Annotated in this window: 15 protein-coding genes and 1 pseudogene; 3 read left to right on the top strand and 13 right to left on the bottom strand. The window is 59.1% G+C overall.

From position 1 onward, the window contains the following. Positions 1–434: IS5 family transposase (locus tag GGD46_RS08125; RefSeq protein ID WP_184703209.1), on the top strand; the 434-nt coding region annotated here is incomplete at its 5' end. Positions 435–575: 141 nt separating this feature from the next. Here GGD46_RS08125 and GGD46_RS08120 read toward each other — a convergent pair. The 3 genes from GGD46_RS08120 to GGD46_RS08110 form a co-directional block, all read right to left on the bottom strand. After that, positions 576–881 carry a hypothetical protein gene (locus tag GGD46_RS08120; RefSeq protein WP_184703208.1) on the bottom strand — a complete coding sequence of 102 codons (306 nt, stop codon included), beginning with the start codon at positions 879–881 and terminating at the stop codon, positions 576–578. A 171-nt stretch (positions 882–1,052) separates the two neighbouring features. Further along, the gene (locus GGD46_RS08115; RefSeq protein WP_184703207.1) at positions 1,053–1,478 is read right to left on the bottom strand and encodes a secondary thiamine-phosphate synthase enzyme YjbQ; all 426 of its coding nucleotides are present in this window, start codon (positions 1,476–1,478) and stop codon (positions 1,053–1,055) included. A gap of 74 nt (positions 1,479–1,552) precedes the next feature. Next, positions 1,553–1,906 (bottom strand): DUF1428 domain-containing protein, encoded by a 354-nt coding sequence (locus GGD46_RS08110; protein WP_184703206.1) that lies wholly within the window; start codon positions 1,904–1,906, stop codon positions 1,553–1,555. Positions 1,907–2,042: 136 nt separating this feature from the next. Between GGD46_RS08110 and GGD46_RS08105 the strand changes: the two are divergent. Then, positions 2,043–2,438 (top strand): annotated as a pseudogene (locus tag GGD46_RS08105) (GNAT family N-acetyltransferase). Between the two features lie 24 nt (positions 2,439–2,462). Here the strand turns inward: GGD46_RS08105 and GGD46_RS08100 are convergent. The 9 genes from GGD46_RS08100 to GGD46_RS08060 all read right to left on the bottom strand — a co-directional run bounded on the left by GGD46_RS08100 (position 2,463) and on the right by GGD46_RS08060 (position 13,878). Further along, a complete protein-coding gene (locus tag GGD46_RS08100; protein WP_184703205.1) occupies positions 2,463–3,386 on the bottom strand; it encodes a LysR substrate-binding domain-containing protein in 924 nt (307 codons plus the stop codon). 310 nt (positions 3,387–3,696) lie between these two features. Continuing rightward, positions 3,697–4,428, bottom strand: coding sequence for a B3/4 domain-containing protein (locus GGD46_RS08095; protein ID WP_184703204.1), 732 nt, complete (start codon positions 4,426–4,428; stop codon positions 3,697–3,699). 81 nt (positions 4,429–4,509) lie between these two features. Continuing rightward, the gene (locus tag GGD46_RS08090) at positions 4,510–5,316 is read right to left on the bottom strand and encodes an AraC family transcriptional regulator (protein WP_184703203.1); all 807 of its coding nucleotides are present in this window, start codon (positions 5,314–5,316) and stop codon (positions 4,510–4,512) included. Positions 5,317–5,423: 107 nt separating this feature from the next. Next, positions 5,424–6,404: a DMT family transporter gene (locus GGD46_RS08085; protein ID WP_184703202.1), complete on the bottom strand. Its 981-nt coding sequence runs from the start codon at positions 6,402–6,404 to the stop codon at positions 5,424–5,426. 138 nt (positions 6,405–6,542) lie between these two features. Continuing rightward, positions 6,543–7,991 (bottom strand): DUF930 domain-containing protein, encoded by a 1,449-nt coding sequence (locus tag GGD46_RS08080; RefSeq protein ID WP_184703201.1) that lies wholly within the window; start codon positions 7,989–7,991, stop codon positions 6,543–6,545. 237 nt (positions 7,992–8,228) lie between these two features. Beyond that, on the bottom strand, positions 8,229–9,029 hold the full coding sequence (locus GGD46_RS08075; protein ID WP_184703200.1) for an APH(3')-II family aminoglycoside O-phosphotransferase: 801 nt from the start codon (positions 9,027–9,029) through the stop codon (positions 8,229–8,231). 96 nt (positions 9,030–9,125) lie between these two features. Then, a complete protein-coding gene (gene rpoD / locus GGD46_RS08070) occupies positions 9,126–11,183 on the bottom strand; it encodes an RNA polymerase sigma factor RpoD (protein ID WP_184703199.1) in 2,058 nt (685 codons plus the stop codon). 448 nt (positions 11,184–11,631) lie between these two features. Further along, positions 11,632–12,669 carry an L-threonine 3-dehydrogenase gene (tdh, locus tag GGD46_RS08065; RefSeq protein ID WP_184703198.1) on the bottom strand — a complete coding sequence of 346 codons (1,038 nt, stop codon included), beginning with the start codon at positions 12,667–12,669 and terminating at the stop codon, positions 11,632–11,634. Between the two features lie 21 nt (positions 12,670–12,690). Beyond that, entirely contained in the window at positions 12,691–13,878 is a 1,188-nt protein-coding gene (locus tag GGD46_RS08060) for a glycine C-acetyltransferase (RefSeq protein WP_184703197.1), read from the bottom strand. Between the two features lie 263 nt (positions 13,879–14,141). Between GGD46_RS08060 and GGD46_RS08055 the strand changes: the two genes are divergently transcribed. Further along, positions 14,142–14,912 (top strand): SDR family oxidoreductase, encoded by a 771-nt coding sequence (locus GGD46_RS08055; protein ID WP_184703196.1) that lies wholly within the window; start codon positions 14,142–14,144, stop codon positions 14,910–14,912. A 39-nt stretch (positions 14,913–14,951) separates the two neighbouring features. Here GGD46_RS08055 and recQ read toward each other — a convergent pair whose 3' ends face one another. After that, entirely contained in the window at positions 14,952–16,832 is a 1,881-nt protein-coding gene (recQ, locus tag GGD46_RS08050; RefSeq protein ID WP_184703195.1) for a DNA helicase RecQ, read from the bottom strand. Between the last annotated feature and the right edge of the window lie 4 nt (positions 16,833–16,836).

Below are 16,836 nucleotides of genomic sequence, written 5' to 3'. Positions count from 1 at the left end.
GCGCTCTTGGCCGCTCGCGGGGCGGGTTCACCAGTAAACTTCACTGTCTTGCTGATGCCCTCGGACGACCGCTCGCCTTCCACCTAACCGTGGGCAAAGCGGCAGATTGCAAGGCATATGACGCCCTGATCCGTCTGCCCGAACGCGCGCCCGATGCCCTGCTTGCCGACAAGGGTTACGATGCAGACGCGATCCGTGCTGACCTTGCCGAACGGAAAATTGAGGCTGTCATACCTGGCCGCTCAAACCGTCGCGTGAAGATCAAGCATGATCGGACGCTCTACAAGCAGCGGAACCGCATCGAGCGCATGTTCGGCCATCTTAAAATCAACCGCGCCATCGCCACACGCTACGACCAACTGGCAAACAGCTTCCTCGGCATGGTCCATCTGGCCACCGCCAGATACTGGCTCAAATTTGTCCACGCCGCCTAATATTCACGTACAATGAACGCCAAGATCACACCAGACGGCCGATAATAGCACACCGTAACAAAATGAAGCCGCCTCGCTTGCCAAGGCGGCTTCAGATCTAACGTATAGATGTGGAAAACCCGGGCAATCCGGTCGCTACCATTAGCGGCGGATCAGCGGGCAACCGCGAACGTTGGCGAAAACGACACGATCCGGTCCGCGGCGGCCGAAACCTTCGACGACCACGCGGCGCGGCGTGATGTTGTCGATGCGAGCACGGCGCAGGCCCATGTCTCGCGCCTTCTGAACCGCCAGAACCGGCGAGCACGAACGACCGCGATAGTGATCGTAGCGGGCCTGCTGGATGCCAGGATGAAAATCATTGGCCGAGGCTGTAACAGCGGTTGCAGAAATGGCGCCGAGCGCGACGAGGGCTGCAATACCTGCCTTGGCGAAAAGATTGGACATGGGTGTTTCTCCTTCAAATCCTAGCTTCGGATTGTTGCAATCCCGCTATTCGGCTCAAGGCCTTTGGGATTGAGATCACGCTACGTCAGCCAAGCTGAACCGAACGCGAATTGGCCATTCAGATTGTATTCATGGGGATTAACAATTGGTTAGTGGCCAAAATTGCGGCGATTACGCAGAGAGATGCAGAACGATTTCGCGCCGGTGCGGCCGGTCGCGGTGCTCGAAGAGATAGAGGCCCTGCCAGGTGCCGAGCGCGAGGCGACCATTCATGACCGGAATACCGATCGACACTTGCGTCAATGCCGCCTTGATATGCGCCGGCATATCGTCCGGCCCTTCTGTCGTGTGAACGATCCAGTGCATCGCGGGGTCGGAGGACGGTGGCACCAAACGGCGAAAGAAAGCATTGAGATCGGTTTTCACATCGGGATCGGCATTTTCCTGAATGAGCAGCGAGCAGGAGGTGTGGCGTACAAAGACTGTCAAAAGCCCCTCGCCGCCCGCTGCCGTGGTCCGAACGAATTGCGCAGCCTGTTCCGTAAATTCGTAGAGCCCCTGCCCGCGAGTGGACAGGGTGATGATGGTTTGCGGCATGACTTTTCCCAATGATAGCGATCCGCATCAGGTCGGGCGCGGCAGTGAATTGTCAAGGCCGCGCCCTGGGCCGCCTACATTTCCACGATGCTTTTGAACCCGCCATAGATCATCCGACGACCGTCGAAAGGCATGTTCTGCATCCCCCCCTCCAGGCGTGGATCGGCCATGACCTTTGCCATGATCTCGTCGCGGCTCTGCCGGGATTCATAAGTGATCCAGGAAAAGACGACCACTTCATCTTCCGTCGCTTGCACCGCCCGCGGGAAAGACGTCAATTCCCCATAAGGAACATCGTCGCCGACTGCCTCGACATAGCTGAGAGCACCATATTCTTTCCAGATTCTACCCCCTTTTTGCGCCAATGCCTTGTAAGCTTCCAGCTTATCTTTCGGAACGGCGACAATAAAACCATCGACATAGGGCATTTCTATCTCCTCAATTAGAAACATTCGCCATCGAAGGACGTTCGGACAGGGCGATATCCGACAGATGACATAATCTTTTCCGGCGCGGGACGACGGATATAAGAAAGCAGCGACGCAGCTACCTGCTGGAGTACACATGGAAATTGAATACAGGGACGATCCAAATCCCGGAAACGAGGCCCTAAACGCACTCTGGGCGATCGCCTGAAATGCCACTTCCGCGCGGCGCGACTTCTCTTCGATCCTGTCGCGAAGCCTCGCCCATGTCGGCGCATTTTCCGACTCCAAGCTCATCGGTTTTGTAAACGTTGCCTGGGATGGCGGCATTCACGCCTTCGTTCTCGATACCTGCGTGGATCCCGGATTTCGAAGACAGGGCATCGCAACCGGCCTCGTCGAAAGAGCAAAGATCCTGGCGCGCGCACGCGGCGCGGAGTGGCTACATGTCGACTTCGAACCGCACCTCACCCATTTCTATCGCCGCACGGGTTTTGTCTCCACCGAGGCGGGCCTCGTGAGACTGCGCGATTGAGACTTGTGCTAGCTTTCGAAAGTCTTAGGCCGATGAACGGACTTGCGAAAGCAGCCAGCTGCGGAATAGCGCAGCCGATGGATTGAGCAGCGCGTTTGGCAGATAGAGCAGATTGTAGCTCACAGCCGCCGGCTGGACCTCGACAAAGCAGCGGACCAGCTTTCCCTCGGCGATATCGCCGGCAACCAGCGAACTGCGAACCAGCGCAAAGCCTTGCCCTTGACGGCACGCCTCAAGCATGTCGGCAAAGGTTTCGAACAAGCGGCTGCTCGCCACGGCCTGTGCGATATCGAATGGCGGATCCGCCTCGCTGCTCGCGCCGGTGATCTGTTCGTACCAGCGCTGCCAATCCAAAGTCGTATGGCGCATTCCGGCATAGCGCAGCAGTGGCGCCGCCATGATCGCGTGACGCGGAGGAAGTCGTTTTGACAGCGCCGGCGAGCTGACGACAAACTCTTCATCCATCAGCAACTCCTCCTGGACGAGCCCGGTCTCGGCGCGGCCAAGCCAGATCGCCAGATCAAGACCGCCGGGCTGAAAATCCGGTCGTTGATAGCCGACTGCCATTTTCAGTTCGACTTCCGGATGCCGCTGGCAGAAATCCGGCAATCGCGATGCCAGCCATTGGCTCGAAAACTCCGGGGAAACGGAGACTGAGACAGTTTGGACCGAGACACTGGCGCGCGCCTCGTGAAGCGCCATCTCGAGTTTGGATATGGTCTCCGCAATGGCCGGATGCAGGCGCGCGCCCAACGGCGTCAGCCTTGCCCCATGCCGGCCGCGATCGAACAGCCGTCCTCCGATCCACCCCTCCAGCTGCGCGAGCTGATGGCTGACCGCAGTCTGCGTCTGACCGATGCGCTCCGCCGCGCGACCAAACCCACCGGTTTCGGCGATGGCGCAAAATGCCTGCAGCACCGATAGAGGTGGAAGTGGCCGCTTTCCCATGAAAATCCTGCATGCTTGATTACCGGAAGCTTCATTATACATGGCTGAATTTCAGGAGCATCTGTCTATTTCGAGAAATCAGACGGGCCTGAATAGATGAGAATAGATCATAGAAATAACTGGGTACGTCTGTTCATCAGATACCTGGCTCGATCAATCCGCTGGTGCGGCCATGTGCCAAAGGCATCGACACGAGTGAGTAGACGGCGAGATACACTCCAGGCGGCCAGCCCGCATTTGCTGCGAGATGTCGGCATCAGCGATCGCAAGGCAGATCGGCTGGGGTAACGGGACGCGACCCAGCTGCGTGTCAGCCTCGATGTTGTCTTGCTTCAACATTTCCATCAGCCGAGAGATCAAATCGCGGCGCTGAAGGACTGAGAACCCCTCGCCTAGTCTGCAACAGCCAGACAGAAGCCAGCTCAGCCGCAAGCACATCAATCAGACGCGACACGTCGCTGCTTGCCGAACTGTGCAGGGCTTCGGCCACGATCAGCACGGATCGCGTCTCCTTACGCACCGCGGAAAGACCGCTTTGCCGGTTGGTCCAGCGCCGAGCGTGCGCTTGCCCAGCCGTATCGGCGAAGATGACCTCGCGCGGTTCCGGGTGCTCCGCCTCGCCAGAAAAGGTCAGATAGGACTCGCTGCCGTGCGCGTGACGCACCTCAAGATCGCCTGAGACATTTTCAAGGTCGAAAACGGCCACCGGAATGGCGAATGCAATGGAGATGGCGTTGCAGAGATCGACGAGCGGATGCAGCTGCGGCAGCGATCCCTCCTGACGAAAACGGCGCAGCAAAGCCTCGGAAGCACAGCGATATTGCGTCGGCTTCATCCCCATTTTGGAAAAGGCGCGCCGCCAAGCCTGAATTTCCGGCATTTCGCCCTCGGTGCCTTGCGCCAGACGCTCCGCAGCGACCGTATGGTAGCCCGCAATCCGGTCCGCAACGATCGCATCGGCCGTAACCCCTTCAGCGAAGAGTACGCCGGGAACCAACTCCGGAAACTCGCTCCACATCTCGCTCGAATGACGGAAATACATGATCTCTCCTTCTGCAGTCTCGACTGGCGCCGCAGAAAACCCCGTCGCCATCGCGCGGTCTTGAATGAAATTGCAGAGGCGTCAGCACGCTGCCGCATAGGCACCGGGCGAGACGCCGAAGTTGCGCACAAAGAGCCGCGTCATGTGGCTTTGATCGGCAAAACCACAGGCAAAGGCCGCTTCCGCCAGCGGCGTGCCAAGCGCAATCAGCCGCCGCGCCTCCTGGATACGACGTTGCAGCAAATAGGCATGCGGCGTAAGCCCCGTCGCCTTGCTGAACGCGCGCAGGAATTGGAACTGGCTGAGCCCGCAGACATTGGCGAGTTCGGCAAGAGTGAAAGGTGCGGCGGGATCGTCATCGATCAACTCGCGGGCGCGGCCGATGGCGGCAGGGGCGGCGACATCGCGTAAACTTTGCCCGCTCTCGCTCATGACACGAGCAACGAGGGACAACAGCAACCCATCCCGCAACAGGCCATCCTGCGGCGCTGGTTGGTCAATCAGAAGCGGAAACAGAGTCCTGAACTTCGAAACCAGTTCGGCGTTGCGAATGACCGGAGACGGGAACTCCACCTCACCCATCCCGCCCTCGCCGATATTCTGCAACAGATCGGCAATGACTCGCGGATCGAAATAGAGCATCGACCACGCCCTGCTGTCGCCAACTGGCATGCCGTCATGCACCTCGTTCGGATTGACGCTGATGATATCGCCAGCCTCGGCCCGCACCATGCCTCGTCCGCTAAGCGAAGCCTGGGCACCGGCGTCGATCAGGCCTATGCCGAACTGATCATGCGTGTGCTTGGGAAAGCTGTGGCCCGTTTCCGCCTTCACGGCCTCGACGCCGGCAAGCGGAGTTCGGAATATCCTGAATTGGCCGGGCTTCATCCGTGTCGCTTCCTCAACGAGCTAACATCCCTAATCGGGGATGCTGACAAAGCTTAGCGCGGCGGCGGTGCGGCTGGCAATCTCGATCCCACGCTGCCCGGGTCGCATTATCGCTCCGCAGCTTTAGGCTCATCCTCCTGCGCCGTGGCGAAGGCTGCCTGGGTATTGCCGGCAACGGCCGTCGGCAGCGGCGTGCCGCGTTTGCGCTCCCGCGCCAGCGTCAGCAGACCGGAGAAGATGATGAGGAGGATACCGAAAGCCATGGGCATGTCGATGCTGTCGTTGAACAAAAGATAACCGAAGACGATCGCCCAGAGCATCTGGCTATATTGCGGCGGCGCGACCAGATTGGCCGGAGCCATATGAGCCGCATTCATCAGCAACACGTTGCCGAGCGCACCCAGCAGGCCGTAACTCGCCAGGAAGATCCACTGTGTCGCAGTCGGCGCTGTAACCTCCGAAATCATGAGGAAGCCACTAACGATCAGCGTACCGAAGAGACCAGCGCCATAGAGCGAAATGCGTTTTTCCTTCGAACCAAGCGCGCGGTTGATGACGATCGAGATTGCAGCGGCAAGGCCGCCAACCGCCGCGCAGAAATGGCCGACAGAGAGTTCGCGAAAGCCGGGACGCAAAACGATCAGCACGCCGACGAAGCCGAGAATGACCGCTGTCCAGCGCTGCCAACGCACATCCTCCTTAAGAAAGATCACCGAGAGGATCGTCACGAAAGACGGCAGCAGGAACAGTAGCGAAAAGGCTTCCGCCATCGGCAGCTTGGTGAAAGCGATAACGGAGCAGATCGCTCCGATCGCGCCGCAAATGAAGCGCAGCAGCCACATAGGCCGGTTCGACGTCTTCACCATGTCGAGCCAGGCATCCTCCCGCCTCTTCAGGAAGGGCACCGCCGCAAAGCCGAACAACGCTCCGATGAAGGCGACCTGATAGGAGGGAACAACACCATGCAGGATCTTGATCGAGGCATCGCTGAAGGCAAATACCGCATAGGCCGAAAATGCCACAAGGACGCCACGCAAGGCGGAGCGGCTGGCGGCCGCGGAATTGGAATCGGCTGTAATCGAGGACATAGGGATCGTAGAAATGTGCGATGGGAGGACACTGAATCAGGGAGATACAGGCAATTGTATGATGAAATGATCCGAATTTCGATTTGGGCTAACAATAAACTATTGTTTCAGCGGAAAGCCGATGGCGACTGGTCGGAATCAATTTCCGAAAAAGCGCGATCTGTCCAACTGACTCGGGGAAACAGCCCCTCTAAGGGTATAGGAAAAAGCGATAACTTTAAGTGCATCGCTGTCAACCTCACAAGTGAATGCTACCCTTTGCAAGCCATTGGGCGTGTTTACTACAAGCCCATCGCCAAATAAACTGACGTTTGAAAGCAACGCAGGCGATAGCGCAGAGTTATTGAAGCCTACAGCGTGGAGATCATGACTAAATTGCAGCTTTTCTTCAGAGTTGCAAAGATAACGCACTCGATCACGCCGCGGCAGCTTCTTCCAAGCGTCGTAGTCGCTCTTCGACAATCGAGCCATCTCGGCACCAGAATAGAGCTTCTTAGCCTGCACAGCCCTCTTCGGCACAAGTGATTTAGGCGTTTGCGGCTCGGTGACCAATCCGGTGCCACTCGTGGAACCGGATTGACTGCTCGAAGCAGATTTACTTTGAGAGCTTTGCGGCGCTGGCGAAGGCTTTACCGTCGGAACGACAATCTGCGGCGGGGCTTTCGCCTCATCTTTGGGCTGCCCGACCGGAGATTGCTGAGGATCGGATGACGCAGCCTGTTCTGCCTGCCGAGCCTGCGGAATATTCTGATCGGTCGACGGCGCCTGTGGTTGCTGCACCTGCGAATCCGAGGGCTCATTGGTCGTCAGGACGTCCGGCGCCGAGGAGGAAGTTTTGGCCGTAGCGTCGCTTGCCTGCGGCTTAGCCGCATTCACTTGCTGATCTTTGGCATCGGCCTGCTGTTGCGCCGCCTGCGCCTGTTGTGCCGCCTGCGCTTCTGCCTGGGCTTGCGCGGCAGCAGCAGCCTGCGCTTCAGCCTGTTGTTCGGCCGCCGCATCTTTCGGTGGCGTTGGCGGCGTATCGGTCGGCTGAGCTTCGGCCTGCTGCGTGGTCGTCGCGTCCTTCTGATCGCCCTTCATATCCGGAAGAGGCGTCTCTGTGGCGGAAGGTTTCTGCTCGGCCTTCTCGAGGGGTTTGTCGGCGCTGGCGTCATCCGCTTTGGGCTCAGGCTTTTCCGCCTGCTCGTCGGGCTTGTCGGCTTTGGCCTCAGCCGATTTGGTCGCGGGCTTCTCGGCATGTTCCTTGCCCTTCGGATCGGATTGCTTTGGCGGCTGCTCGTCGGATTTCTTTCCTTGAGGCTGCTGCGGCTTGTCCTTGGAGCCTGCCGTCTCCTGCGCCTGCGTCTCGTCAGGCTTGGGCATGGGCTTCGGAGGCTGGTCCGGCTTCTCGTTCGCCTTCGTCGCAAGCTCCTGCTTTTCTTCCTGCTGCGGCACGAGCTCGACATTGACGCTTTGCTCGGGCTTTGCCTGCGGAGGCGCCGGCAGCAGCGGCAGCAGGAAAATAGCGACAAACAGGACGTGCAGGAGGATCGACAGGACAAAGCCCGGCCTCATCTCCCTATCCCGTTTTTCCGCAAGCTTTTCCATCGTTCAGCGTATGGCTCTCGAGGAGAAAGCTATCAAGAGGGCATAGCGCATCGATTCATTCGATCCTTACCGGCAAACAGATCAGCGTATGGTCAAGTCGCTGACATATGGTATCCGACAGCACGCCCGGAAAGGGGCTGACGTCGAAATCGAACTTGTCAGGCCTCCGGACGATCCGCAATGGCGCAAAAACAAACCTGCGTGATCACATGGCGTGAAAGCAGAGGCATCCACCGTTTAGAAGAACTCGTCCAGCAACTGATAGTAGGCCATCTTTTCCGCCTGCGGCTCAAAATCGCCATAGACCTTCAGAAACTGTGATATCAGCTCCTTACCGAAGTTTCGTTCGATGCTGACGCAAGCAAGCGCGATATCCTGATGGCGATCGGCAATACCAAGGCGGCCGCAATCGATATAACCGCTGAACGTATCGCCATCGGCCATGAAGTTCGGGAGGCAGGCGTCACCATGAGTGACGACGAAATCCTCCGTTGCCGGCCGACGCTCCTCAAGTTCGCGGAAAAGGTCCCGCGCGGATCTCCCGAGCCTTTCGTCGTCGAAGTCTTCCTCATCGACGCGGCCGGCAAGCAGATGTGCCTTTGCCTCGGCAACCTTATTGTCCAGGCGATGATCGAAGGGGCATGTCGCGATGTCGACAGCATGCAAACGCCGCAAGGCATTCGCCAGAAGGTGCACGCGCTCGGTCGGCGACATCCCGTCCTCGCTGACAAGGTCCGCGCCCGGAAGGGCGCTCATCAACAACCATTCCCGCTCATCGTCCCTCTCATGCGCAATGACCTGCGGGCAGGCAAGCTCCCGCAAGGCAAGCCAGCGCAGCCTCGCAACCTCGCCCGACAATTCCCCCAACGGATCGATGAGCTCGGTCTTGAGGTAGACCGGCGCGCGGCCTTCCGCTTCCAGCCGGAAGACATAGGCCGACGAGCAGCCAAGCGCATCCTGCCGCCATTCGTACCCAGCCAGTAAATCCTGCAGCCGTGGCGGCAAAGACAATTCGAAAGCCGGCGATTTGTTTGCCATAGCCAACACCTCTATCCCGATCAGATTTCAATGAAAAACCCGGTTCGCTTGCGCAAACCGGGTTCGATGTCGTGACAGTGCCGGTTGTGGCAAGCGTCAGCTGTCGAGGAAGCTCCGGAGCTTGCGGCTGCGGCTCGGATGCTTGAGCTTGCGTAGCGCCTTGGCCTCGATCTGGCGGATACGTTCGCGGGTAACCGAGAACTGCTGACCCACTTCTTCGAGCGTATGATCGGTGTTCATGCCGATGCCGAAGCGCATGCGCAGCACGCGCTCTTCGCGCGGTGTCAGCGATGCCAGAACGCGGGTCGTCGTCTCGCGCAGGTTCGCCTGAATGGCGGCGTCGATCGGCAGAAGCGCGTTCTTGTCCTCGATGAAATCGCCGAGATGCGAATCCTCTTCGTCACCCACCGGGGTTTCGAGCGAGATCGGCTCCTTGGCGATCTTCAGAACCTTGCGCACCTTTTCCAGCGGCATGGCGAGCTTTTCGGCCAGTTCTTCCGGCGTCGGCTCACGACCGATTTCGTGCAGCATCTGGCGCGAGGTGCGAACGATCTTGTTGATCGTTTCGATCATGTGCACCGGAATGCGGATCGTGCGTGCCTGGTCGGCGATCGAGCGGGTGATCGCCTGACGAATCCACCACGTCGCGTAGGTCGAGAACTTGTAACCGCGGCGATATTCAAACTTATCGACCGCCTTCATCAGGCCGATATTGCCTTCCTGAATGAGGTCGAGGAACTGCAGACCACGGTTCGTGTACTTCTTGGCGATGGAGATGACGAGGCGCAGGTTGGCTTCGACCATTTCCTTCTTGGCGATACGCGCTTCGCGCTCGCCCTTCTGAACCATGTGAACGATGCGGCGGAATTCCGAGATCGAGATACCGGTTTCGGTCGCAAGGTTCTGGATTTCCTGGCGAATGTCGCGGATCGTGGTGTTTTCGCTCTTGGCGAATTCCTTCCAGCCACGGGCAGCCAGATTGCCGATCGACTTCATCCAGTTCGGATCGAGTTCGGCGCCCTGATACTGCTCCAGGAAGCTGTCGCGTTTGACGCCGTAGGATTCGGCAAGACGCAGCAGGCGGCCTTCGTTCTGAACGAGACGCTTGTTGATGTCATAGAGCTGCTCGACCAGAGCGTCGATGCGGTTCTGGTTCAGCGACAGAGACTTGACCGACTTGACCAGCTCATCCTTGAGTTCCTTGTAGCGGCGCTCCTGTGCCGAAGACAGCGTGCCGGAAGCCGACAGACGCTGTTCGACCTGCTGGTCCTGCAGCTTGCGCAGCTTCTTGTAGGTCTCGGCGATCGTGTCGAGCGTCGTCATGACCTGCGGGCGCAGTTCGGCTTCCATCGCAGCGAGCGAGAGGCTGGACTCGTCTTCGTCCTCTTCCTCTTCCTCGATCGGCAGGCCCTCGCCGCCGACATTGGTGATGTCGTCGTCGGAGGAACCGCGGCCACGACGGGCCTTTTCCTTTTCCTCGGCAGCCTTGCGGTCAGCCTCGATCTTCTCGGGGCTCTGGAACTGCGGGGCAGCCTTGGCTTCGGGGCCGGAATAGGTGGTTTCGAGGTCGATGATCTCGCGCAGCAGCGTGGTGCCTTCGTTGAGTTCGTCGCGCCAGATAATCAGCGCCTGGAACGTCAACGGGCTCTCACAGAGGCCGCCGATCATCGTTTCGCGGCCGGCCTCGATGCGCTTGGCAATCGCGATTTCGCCTTCGCGCGACAGAAGCTCGACGGAACCCATTTCGCGCAGATACATGCGCACCGGGTCGTCCGTACGGTCGGTCGGCTCTTTCTTCTTGGTGGTCGCAAGCGCGGAACCCGTCGAAGGGGCAAGCTCGCCGCCTTCGCTGTCGTCGTCGCCGCCGGCATCGTCGTCGTCGTTCGAGGCCGCACCCGCCTCCTCGACGTCTTCGTCCTCGATGACGTTGATGCCCATGTCCGAAAGCATGGCCATCGTGTCTTCGATTTGCTCGGACGTCACTTCTTCGGACGGAAGAACGGCGTTGAGCTCGTCCATCGTCACATAGCCGCGCTTCTTCGCGGCCTTGATCATCTTCTTGACCGCGTCATCGGAAAGATCGAGAAGTGGGCCGTCGGAGGTGCCGTCGCGCTCGACTTCAGCTTCTTCGTTCTCTTTGACCTTTGTTGCCATCTCTATATCGTCGCTTTCCCTGACGCTGCAAACTCACATGCGGTAGAACATTTCAATCGCGCCGGCACGCCCTGCGCCAGCCTCGACTCACCGACCAACACCTACGGAATGATCTTTAATGTCCGATTAACCACGATCACCTGCTCCGAAGTACAAAGCTGGATTGCGTCTAGGTTTCCGGCCATGGTATCAGGTGATCCGCTCGATCCAGTCTTACCGTTCTTTCCGAAGTCAAACGGTGATTCCCAGAATTTTGGTTCTCGTCAAGCTTTTCCAGCAAAAAAGCCCATTAAATGCGCGAAAAAGCCTTATCCACAGGCTCTGCGCGTCATATTCAATTATTTTCCGTATTTAGGAAGTCCCTGCGCGATGACAAGAGGATTCTAAAGAAACCTGCGCGTTCACGGCATCGGCCTGCACGACCGATGCCGTAAAGCGACAGTCGGGATCAGTTCCAGTCCATGACGACCTTGCCGGAATTGCCGGAACGCATGGCCTCGAAGCCATCACGGAAGTCATCGATGCCGATGCGGTGCGTAATGAGCGGAGAGAGGTCGAGACCACCTTGAACGAAGGCGATCATCTTGTACCAGGTCTCGAACATTTCGCGACCATAGATGCCCTTCAGGTTCAGCATTTTGAAGATGACCTTGTTCCAGTCGATCTCGAAGCCGGCCGGCGCGATGCCGAGAATGGCGATCTTGCCGCCATTGTTCATCTTGTCGATCATGTCGCGGAAGGCCGGTGCCGCACCCGACATTTCCAGACCGACGTCGAAGCCTTCGGTCATGCCGACGGATTTCATCACATCCGCAAGATTTTCCTTGGAAGCATCGACGACGTGATCGATGCCGACCTTGCGGGCAAGCGCCAGCCGGGTCGGATTGATGTCTGTGATCACGACCTTGCGTGCGCCGGAGCGCTTGGCGACCATGGCTCCCATGATGCCGATCGGACCTGCCCCGGTCACGAGCACATCCTCGCCGACCAGATCGAAGGAAAGTGCCGTGTGCACCGCATTGCCGAACGGGTCGAAGATCGCGGCGATCTCATCCGGAATATCGTCCGGGATCGGAACGACGTTCGATTCGGGAATGCAGACGAATTCCCCGAAGGAACCTGGGCGGTTGACGCCGACGCCGAGCGTGTTGCGGCAGAGATGACCCCTGCCCGCACGGCAGTTGCGACACTTGCCGCAGACGATATGCCCTTCGCCGGAGACGCGCTCGCCGACGTGATACTTCGTAACAGCCGAGCCGATTTCGGCGATCTCACCACAGAACTCATGGCCGACAACCATCGGCACCGGAATGGTCTTTTGCGCCCATTGATCCCAGTTCCAAATGTGGACGTCGGTCCCGCAGATTGCCGACTTCCTGACCCGGATCAGGACATCGTTCGGCCCGACCTCAGGCACCGGAACATGCTCCATCCACAACCCGACCTCAGGCTTGGCTTTGACCAACGCTTTCATCATGTTCGACATGATCGGTTCTCTCCAACCAACTCAAATAATTCCAAGTTCTTTTCCGGCTTCCGCGAACGCCGCGATCGCCTTTTCGACGTCAGCCTTCGAATGGGCGGCCGACATCTGCGTGCGGATACGCGCCTGCCCCTTGGGCACGACGGGGAAAGAGAAGCCGATAACGTAGACGCCCTTTTTCAGCATCAGCGCCGCCATATCCTGCGCAAGCTTGGCGTCGCCGAGCATCACGGGAATGATCGGGTGATCGGCACCGGCGAGCGTGAAGCCGAGTTTCGTCATCTCGCTGCGGAAAAGCTCGGCATTGCCCTTGAGCCGTGCCCGCAGCTCCGCGCCGTTCTCGATCAGATCGAAGACCTTCAGCGATGCGGCGGCAATAACCGGCGCCAGCGTATTGGAGAACAGATAAGGGCGCGAACGCTGCCGCAGCCAATCGACGACCTCGCCCTTGGCAGAGGTATAGCCGCCCGAAGCACCGCCGAGCGCCTTGCCGAGCGTACCCGTAATGATATCGATCCGGCCTTCGACGCCGCAATGCTCCGCCGAGCCGCGACCATTCTTGCCGACGAAGCCGACGGCATGGCTGTCATCCACCATGACCATGGCGCCGTATTTTTCGGCCAGATCGCAAACGCCGCCGAGATTGGCGATGATGCCGTCCATGGAGAACACACCGTCGGTGGCGATCAGCTTGAAACGGCTGCCCTCAGCCTTCTTCAGCTCTTCTTCCAGGGCCGCCATGTCGTTGTTGGCATAGCGGAAACGTTTGGCCTTGGAGAGACGCACACCGTCGATGATCGAAGCATGGTTGAGCGCATCCGAAATGATCGCGTCGTCCTCGGAGAGCAGCGTCTCGAACAAGCCGCCATTCGCATCGAAGCAGGAGGAATAGAGGATCGTATCTTCCATGCCGAGGAAGGATGAAATGCGGGCCTCGAGCTGCTTGTGCTCTTCCTGCGTGCCGCAGATAAAGCGAACGGAGGCCATGCCGTAACCATAGCGATCGAGCGCCTTTTTCCCCGCCTCCGCGAGTTCTTCATTGTCGGCCAGGCCGAGATAGTTGTTGGCGCAAAAATTGAGCACATGCGCTCCGCCGACAACCGCGATTTCGCCAGCTTGTTTGGAGGTGATGACGCGCTCGGACTTGTAAAGACCGGCTTCTTTCAAGCCGGCAAGCTCGCTGCGCAGGTGTGATAGAAATTCTGAGGTCATTGTCGCATTCCGTTACTGATCATGGCGGAAACAGGCCGAGAGATAACACAGGATTAGCACACCTGCCGCATTCATCAGCGGCAAAAATGCATGGAGCCATGACGCTGGCGCGACACGCCGCCACGCAGTCCGATTACCACTGCCCGAATGCTGTCTCAACGGCACATTCGTGCCATTTACGCCTGCAGCTATTGCAAAAATTACTTGACTGAGTCCATAATCGTGAAAACACGGTGGTCACCCACACCTCTGATGGAGATATCATGAGCATATTCGAGAGATTCTCCCTGAAAGGGCGGGTCGCCCTGGTTACGGGCGGCGGACGCGGGCTGGGATTCGAAATGGGCCAGGCGCTTGCCGATGCCGGCGCCCACGTCATCCTGAACGGGCGCACGGCGACGACGCTGAATGAAGCCGTCCAGACGATCCAAGCGCGAGGCTGCTCCGCCGAAGCGGCCACCTTCGATATTGCCGACCGCGAAGCGCAGCGCGCGACAATGGCAGATATTGAGAAAAATCATGGTCGGCTGGACATATTGGTCAACAATGTCGGCGCCCGTGACAGGCGTCCACTCGCCGACTTTAATGACGAGGCGATCCTCGCCTTGCTCAATACGGACCTTGCGGCCTCGATCATGCTCTCCCGCGATGCTGCCCGCTTGATGAAGCAGCGCAATCACGGACGGCTGATTTCCGTCACCTCGATCAGCGGCCAGGTCGTCATGCCCGGAGATTGCGTCTATCCGGCAGCCAAGCAGGGACTAACCGGCCTCGTGCGCGGCATGGCGGTGGAATTCGGTCCCTATGGCATCACCAGCAACGCCATCGCTCCGGGCTGGTTTGCAACGGAAACGAACGCCGCGATGGCTGCGAATGAAGAACTGACCCCTTTCGTCCGCCAACGCATTCCGGTTCAACGTTGGGGCCGGCCGGACGAGATTGCCGGTGCCGCACTCTTCCTTGCCAGCGATGCCGCATCCTTCGTCAACGGCCATGTCCTGACCGTCGACGGCGGCATGACCGTACGCATGTAGCGTGGGAATTGAAGCTCTTTCAGACTTCGCCGCCAATTGTCACCGATCGGTGAAGTTCGAGATCACCGCAAGAAACGCATCGCCATAGCGCTCGAGCTTCGACTGCCCGACACCCGAGATCCCCAGTAGCGCCTTATGATTTCTTGGCCGCTCGGTCGCGAAAGCAATCAATGTCGTGTCAGGGAAAACGACATAGGGCGGCACGCCCAGCTCTTTGGCGATTCTCGTCCGCTCCGCGCGCAACGCGTCGAACAAGCCCTGCGCCTCTCCGGCAAGACCATGGGCCTGCCGCTCCGGTCGGCCAGCCTTCTTGCCGCGGCGCCCGGTCTCGGGCCGATCCTTGCGGAAGAGGACCTGCCGTTCGCGCTTGAAGACTGCCCTCGCCTCCTCTTCCAGCTTCATGGCGCCGAAAGCCGCATGATCGACACTGATAAGGCCGCTCGCCAGCAATTGCCGGAAGATCGATTGCCAGCTTCGGGCTGAAATATCCTTCCCGGCTCCGAAGACGGGCATGTCGACATGGCCGAAACGCTCGGTCTTGTCGTTGACCGTTCCCATCAGCACATCGATGACATGGCCGGTGCCGAAACGTTCGCCGGTGCGATAGACCGCAGCCAGCGCCTTGATTGCCGCTTCCGTGCCGTCCCAGGTCTCGACGGGTTTCAGGCAGGTATCGCAGTTGCCGCAACCGCCATCATGAGCCTCGCCGAAATGGGCCAGAATGGACTGCCGCCGGCAGCCCGCCGTCTCGCAGATGGCAAGAAGCGCGTTGAGTTTCGCCCGCTCCACGCGCTTGATCTCGTCGGACGCGCCGCCTTCGTCGATCATCCGGCGCCGCTGGATGACATCAGCCATGCCATAGGCCATCCAGACCTCCGACGGCAGCCCGTCACGGCCCGCACGACCGGTTTCCTGATAATAGGCTTCGACCGAGCCCGGCAAATCGAGGTGTGCGACGTAACGCACATTGGGCTTATCGATGCCCATGCCGAAGGCAACCGTCGCCACCAGACATAGATCCTCTTCCTTCAGGAACGCATCCTGATTGGCGTCGCGCAGGGATCTGTCCATGCCGGCATGATAGGGAAGCGCTCGCACACCCTGCCCGTTCAGCCAGTCCGCGGTATCCTCGACCTTGGCGCGAGAAAGGCAATAAACAATGCCACTATTGCCGCGATGGCCGTCGAGGAAGCGTAACAACTGCTGGCGCGGCTGGTCGCGCTCGACAATCTCATAGGCAATATTCAGCCGGTCGAAGCTGGTCGTGAAGACCTTGGCATCGTCGAGAGCCAGCCGCTCGATGATATCGTCGCGTGTGTGTGGGTCGGCAGTCGCCGTCAGCGCGATACGGGGCACGTCGGGGAAGAGCTCGGCAAGCTTGCCGAGATCCCGATATTCCGGCCTGAAGTCATGCCCCCATTGCGAGACGCAGTGCGCCTCATCGATTGCAAAGAGCGCAATCTTCGCCCTGGCGATCATCTGCTGGAAGCCGTCGGTCAGGATGCGCTCGGGCGTGACATAGAGCATATCGAGCGTGCCGTTGGACACGGCGCGATAGATCTCACTGGCCTCCTCACGCGACAGCGATGAGTTCAATGCCGCAGCACGTATGCCCAGCTGCTTCATCGCCTCCACCTGATCCCGCATCAGCGCGATCAATGGCGAAACAACGATACCAATACCGTCGCGGCAAAGCGCCGGGATCTGGAAACACAGCGATTTGCCCGCCCCTGTCGGAAACAGCACCACGGCATCGCCACCCGAAACGACGTGCTCGACCACCTGCTGCTGCTTGCCGCGAAATGCCGAATAGCCATAGACGCGCTTCAGCACATCGAGCGGCGCAACCCCGCCGCCGGTTTCGCCGAACAGCGCATCGTCGGCGGAAAATCGCGGGTCCAATCTATCCGGCTGAGACATTCAT

It is taken from the genome of Martinezella lusitana (genome assembly GCF_014207095.1).
GTDB classification, from domain to species: domain Bacteria; phylum Pseudomonadota; class Alphaproteobacteria; order Rhizobiales; family Rhizobiaceae; genus Rhizobium; species Rhizobium lusitanum_B.
The sequence above is the reverse complement of the archived record's forward strand: the minus strand, read 5'-3'. Positions and strand labels throughout refer to the sequence as shown.

Coding starts and splice junctions, on each gene's coding strand:
- GGD46_RS08120 (WP_184703208.1), bottom strand. CDS start 881: ATGTCCAATCTTTTCGCCAAGGCAGGTATTGCAGCCCTCGTCGCGCTC.
- GGD46_RS08080 (WP_184703201.1), bottom strand. CDS start 7,991: ATGGAAAAGCTTGCGGAAAAACGGGATAGGGAGATGAGGCCGGGCTTT.
- GGD46_RS08075 (WP_184703200.1), bottom strand. CDS start 9,029: ATGGCAAACAAATCGCCGGCTTTCGAATTGTCTTTGCCGCCACGGCTG.
- GGD46_RS08115 (WP_184703207.1), bottom strand. CDS start 1,478: ATGCCGCAAACCATCATCACCCTGTCCACTCGCGGGCAGGGGCTCTAC.
- GGD46_RS08090 (WP_184703203.1), bottom strand. CDS start 5,316: ATGAAGCCCGGCCAATTCAGGATATTCCGAACTCCGCTTGCCGGCGTC.
- GGD46_RS08060 (WP_184703197.1), bottom strand. CDS start 13,878: ATGACCTCAGAATTTCTATCACACCTGCGCAGCGAGCTTGCCGGCTTG.
- tdh (WP_184703198.1), bottom strand. CDS start 12,669: ATGTCGAACATGATGAAAGCGTTGGTCAAAGCCAAGCCTGAGGTCGGG.
- rpoD (WP_184703199.1), bottom strand. CDS start 11,183: ATGGCAACAAAGGTCAAAGAGAACGAAGAAGCTGAAGTCGAGCGCGAC.
- GGD46_RS08100 (WP_184703205.1), bottom strand. CDS start 3,386: ATGGGAAAGCGGCCACTTCCACCTCTATCGGTGCTGCAGGCATTTTGC.
- GGD46_RS08095 (WP_184703204.1), bottom strand. CDS start 4,428: ATGTATTTCCGTCATTCGAGCGAGATGTGGAGCGAGTTTCCGGAGTTG.
- GGD46_RS08055 (WP_184703196.1), top strand. CDS start 14,142: ATGAGCATATTCGAGAGATTCTCCCTGAAAGGGCGGGTCGCCCTGGTT.
- GGD46_RS08110 (WP_184703206.1), bottom strand. CDS start 1,906: ATGCCCTATGTCGATGGTTTTATTGTCGCCGTTCCGAAAGATAAGCTG.
- GGD46_RS08085 (WP_184703202.1), bottom strand. CDS start 6,404: ATGTCCTCGATTACAGCCGATTCCAATTCCGCGGCCGCCAGCCGCTCC.
- recQ (WP_184703195.1), bottom strand. CDS start 16,832: ATGTCTCAGCCGGATAGATTGGACCCGCGATTTTCCGCCGACGATGCG.